Annotated in this window: 3 protein-coding genes and 1 pseudogene; 2 read left to right on the forward strand and 2 right to left on the reverse strand. The window is 69.3% G+C overall.

All coding sequences use genetic code 11. The features are described 5' to 3' along the window. Positions 1-34 precede the first annotated feature (34 nt). On the reverse strand, positions 35-2233 hold the full coding sequence (locus tag PSH25_RS13865) for a (Fe-S)-binding protein (protein ID WP_238659490.1): 2199 nt from the start codon (positions 2231-2233) through the stop codon (positions 35-37). A 208-nt stretch (positions 2234-2441) separates the two neighbouring features. Further along, positions 2442-2705, reverse strand: coding sequence for a cell division protein CrgA (locus PSH25_RS13870; protein WP_238659488.1), 264 nt, complete (start codon positions 2703-2705; stop codon positions 2442-2444). Positions 2706-2926: 221 nt separating this feature from the next. On the opposite strand from PSH25_RS13870, the gene PSH25_RS13875 reads away from it, so the two are divergent. Continuing rightward, complete coding sequence (locus PSH25_RS13875; protein ID WP_238659489.1) at positions 2927-3727, forward strand: DUF881 domain-containing protein; 801 nt, start codon at positions 2927-2929, stop codon at positions 3725-3727. Next, positions 3724-3993, forward strand: a pseudogene (locus PSH25_RS13880) (hypothetical protein); the annotation flags it as partial. The gene PSH25_RS13875 and the pseudogene PSH25_RS13880, both read left to right, overlap by 4 nt.

The following is a 3993-nucleotide window of genomic DNA, read 5'->3' on the forward strand; positions in this document are numbered from 1 at the left end:
GCCGTCGATGAACAGATCCCAGCGGTACGCGTCCTCAGCCGCCGATCGGCGCGGTCTCTCTACCGCCCTGCGGCTGCTCGGGCTTGACCGAACGGAGCAGCACGCTCGCCACGTCGATCACCTCGACCTGTTCGCCGGCACCCTTGCCGTTGACCCCGTCGTTGAGCATGGTCGAGCAGAACGGGCAGCCGACCGCGACCGTCTTCGCGCCGGTGGCCATGGCCTCCTCGACCCGGTCCACGTTGATCCGCTTGCCGATCTTCTCTTCCATCCACATCCGGGCGCCGCCAGCACCGCAGCAGAAGGAGCGCTCGCTGTTGCGCGGCATCTCGGTCAGGTCGCCCGCGATGGCGTCACCGAGGACCTCCCGGGGGGCCGCGAAGACCCGGTTGTGCCGACCCAGGTAGCAGGGGTCGTGGTAGGTGACGCCGCCGTCGACCGGCTGCACCGGCGTGAGCTTGCCGGTGGCGACCAGGTGCGCGAGCAGTTGGGTGTGGTGGACCACCTCGAACTCGCCGCCGAGCTGGCCGTACTCGTTGCCCAGCGTGTTGAAGCAGTGCGGGCAGGTCGCCACGATCTTGCGCTTGGCCTTCTCCCGGCCCTCGAACGCCTCGTTCAGCGTCTCCACGTTCTGCTGGGCGAGCATCTGGAAGACGAATTCGTTGCCGATCCGTCGCGCCGGGTCACCGGAGCAGGTCTCGCCCTCGCCCAGGATCGCGAACGTCACGCCCGCCTCGTTGAGCAGCGTGGCCACCGCGCGGGTGGTCTTCTTGGCCCGGTCCTCGAACGCGCCGGCGCAGCCGACCCAGAACAGGTACTCGAAGTCGTCCACCTCGCCGACCCGGGGCACCTCGAAGTCCAGGCCCTTGGTCCAGTCCTCGCGGGTGTTCTGCGGGGCGCCCCACGGGTTGCCCTTGTTCTCCAGGTTGCGCAGCATCACCCCGGCCTCGGAGGGGAAGCTCGACTCGATCAGCACCTGGTAGCGGCGCATGTCGACGATGTGGTCCACGTGCTCGATGTCGACCGGGCACTGCTCGACGCAGGCGCCGCAGGTGGTGCAGGACCAGAGCACGTCCGGGTCGATGACACCGCCCTCCTCGGCGGTGCCGATCAACGGCTTGTCGGCCTCGGCGAGGGAGAGTACGTCCAGGTGGGCGAGCTGCGCCTGGGTGGCCTTCTCCTCGCCGGTCAGGTCCTTGCCGCCCCCGGCCAGCAGGTAGGGCGCCTTCGCGTACGCGTGGTCGCGCAGGCTCAGCACCAGCAGCTTCGGCGACAGGGGCTTGCCGGTGTTCCAGGCCGGGCACTGCGACTGGCAGCGACCGCACTCGGTGCAGGTGCTGAAGTCAAGGAGGCCCTTCCAGCTGAACTGCTCGACGTGGGCGACGCCGAACTGGTCCTTCTCCGGGTCCGCCTCCTCGAAGTCGAGGGGCTTGCCCTGGCTCGTCATCGGGCGCAGCGCGCCGAGACCGGAGCCGGCCGGCTTGGTCGGCTCACGCTTGAAGAAGATGTTGGGGAACGCCAGGAAGCGGTGCCAGGCGACGCCCATGGTGACGTTCAGGGAGATGACGATCAGCCACGTCATCGAAATAATGATCTTGATGGCCGCGGCGACGCTGACGCCGTCCGACCAGTCGGGCAGCACCGCACCGACCGCGTGGCTGACCGGGGTGGCCCAGAACGGGAACTCGAAGTGGTCGGTGGCCACCTTGAAGCCCCGGATCACGAAGCCGAAGATCAGGACCAGCAGCACGATCCACTCGACGAAGTAGCCCTGCCACATGGTCGAGCCGGTGAACCGGGACCGCCCACCCGGGCGGGTCGGCCGGTTGCGCAGCCGGATCGCCATCAGCACCAGGATCCCGACCAGCCCCAGCACACCGATGATCTCGGTGACCAGGCCGAAGATCGTCCAGTGCCCGATGATCGGCAGACCGCCGTCGGTGGTGACCACCTCGAAGTACGCCTCGAGCACCAGCAGCGACAGCACGACGAAGCCGACCATCACGAACCAGTGCGCGGCGCCCACCACGCCCCACTTGAGCATCCGGGTGTGGCCGGCCGTCTCCACCAGCATCGTCCTGGCCCGGGCGACCTTGTCGGAGAACCGCTCCGGCGCGGGTTGCCCGAGCCGGATGACTGCCACCATCTTCAGGACCGCACGCACCGCAAGCCACACCGCCACGGCGGTGATGGCGGCCGCGAGGATCGTGGTGACGATCTGGACGCTGCCCATCGAGTTGGCCTCCCCGGTCTGCTGCCTGATGACCTCGCTCTGCTCGGTCATGCAGTGCAGCCTACGCGAAGGTTACCCAGCGGTAACGTGAGTCATCTCGCAGTAGGCCGCGCTGCCTGCGGACACCATAGGGGGCCCCACCCGATCCTGCCGGGTAGGGGCTCGACGAGGTGACGTCAGAGACCGCCGACGCGACGGTCTGGACGGATCAGCGCCAGCGGGAGAGCAATGCCAGCGAGGCGACCATCGCGCCGAAGCCGACGGCGAGGTTCCAGTAACCCCACGCCATGACCGGGTACTCCTGCTCGGACAGGTAGTAGAGCACCAGCCAGCCGATCCCGAGGACGATCAAGGCGACCGCGGTGACCGGCAACCACACCGGGCTAGGCTTGCGCGACGACGCCGTCGTCGTCGGACGGACGTCCGTCGGCGGGGTGTACACCTTCTTCTTACGGACCTGAGACTTGGGCACGGCGCTCTCCAGAGGGGTGACGACCTCGTCCGGCCTGACAACCGGGCGCGGGGGCGACGGTCCATGGCCAATAATGTTCGAGAGCTAGCGTAGTCCCGATTGCCCGCCCGGACCACGAATGGGGTCAGGCAGGTGCACGGAGTGACCGAAAGAGGCGGGACTGTTCGCATCACCGGCCCGGCCGGCACGGACCGATCCCCGACACGCGGAAGGAACGCTCGGTGGAGTACACATCCGGCGCAACCTCCTGGCAGAAGGTCCTCCGACGGGCCGCCGCCGGGCTGCTGCCCCGGCGACCGCGTCAACGCCGTCCGGGCTGGTCGATCGGGGTGCCCCTGATCGCCGCGGCGGCCGGGTTGCTCTTCACCACCACCGCGACCACCGCGGGCGGCACCGCTCTCCGGGAGGACCGGCGGCCCCAGCTCAACCAGCTCATCGAGGACCGACGCGAGCAGGTGGCAGCCAGCGAACGCCGCGCCGCCACGCTGCGCGGCGAGGTCGAGCAGCGGACCAACACACTGGCCGGCTCGGACGCCCCGATCAAGGATCAGCAGAATCGCGCCCAGGGCAGCCTCCAGGACGCCGGGTTCACCGCCCTCAGCGGGCCCGGGGTCACGGTCGAGCTGAACGACGCGCCGCAGCTCGACCAGACGCAGTCGGACGCCAGCAACGACGACCTGGTGGTGCATCAGGGAGACGTACAGGCGGTGGTCAACGCGCTCTGGGCCGGCGGAGCGGAGGCCATGTCAATCATGAACGTCCGCGTGCTCTCCACCAGCGCGGTACGCTGCGTCGGTAACACCCTGCTACTTCACGGCCGGGTGTACTCCCCACCGTTCAAGATCGTAGCAATCGGCGATCCCGCTGCCCTCCAGCAGGCCCTCGCCAGCTCTGAGGGAGTCCGGTTGTTCAAGGACGCGGTCGACGACTACCAGCTCGGCTACAAGGAGACGGCCTCCACGGTGCGAGTTCCCGCATTCGAGGATTCCACCGCCCTGCGCTCGGCTACGGTGCCCAAATGAGCGGGCCGGACGAGCGTCGCGACGGGCGACACCGGGACCAGACCGACGAGCCGACCGACTTCCTGCCCAAGTTCGACCGGCCCGAGTCGGCACCCGGGCGGCCGACCCCGGCCAGCAACTGGCCCGAGCCGGTGCTGCACCCCCCGCGAGCCGAGCAACCGACGCGGCCGAGCGCCACCGGGCCCGAGCCGACCGACCCCCCGGGCCGCCCGGATGTCGAAGCCCCGCCGCCCTGGCCGGGCGCCGCAGCCGCCGGGCTGGGCCCG

Source organism: Micromonospora foliorum (assembly GCF_022229015.1).
Classification (GTDB): Bacteria; Actinomycetota; Actinomycetes; order Mycobacteriales; family Micromonosporaceae; genus Micromonospora; species Micromonospora foliorum.

Coding starts and splice junctions, on each gene's coding strand:
- PSH25_RS13865 (WP_238659490.1), bottom strand. CDS start 2,233: ATGGGCAGCGTCCAGATCGTCACCACGATCCTCGCGGCCGCCATCACC.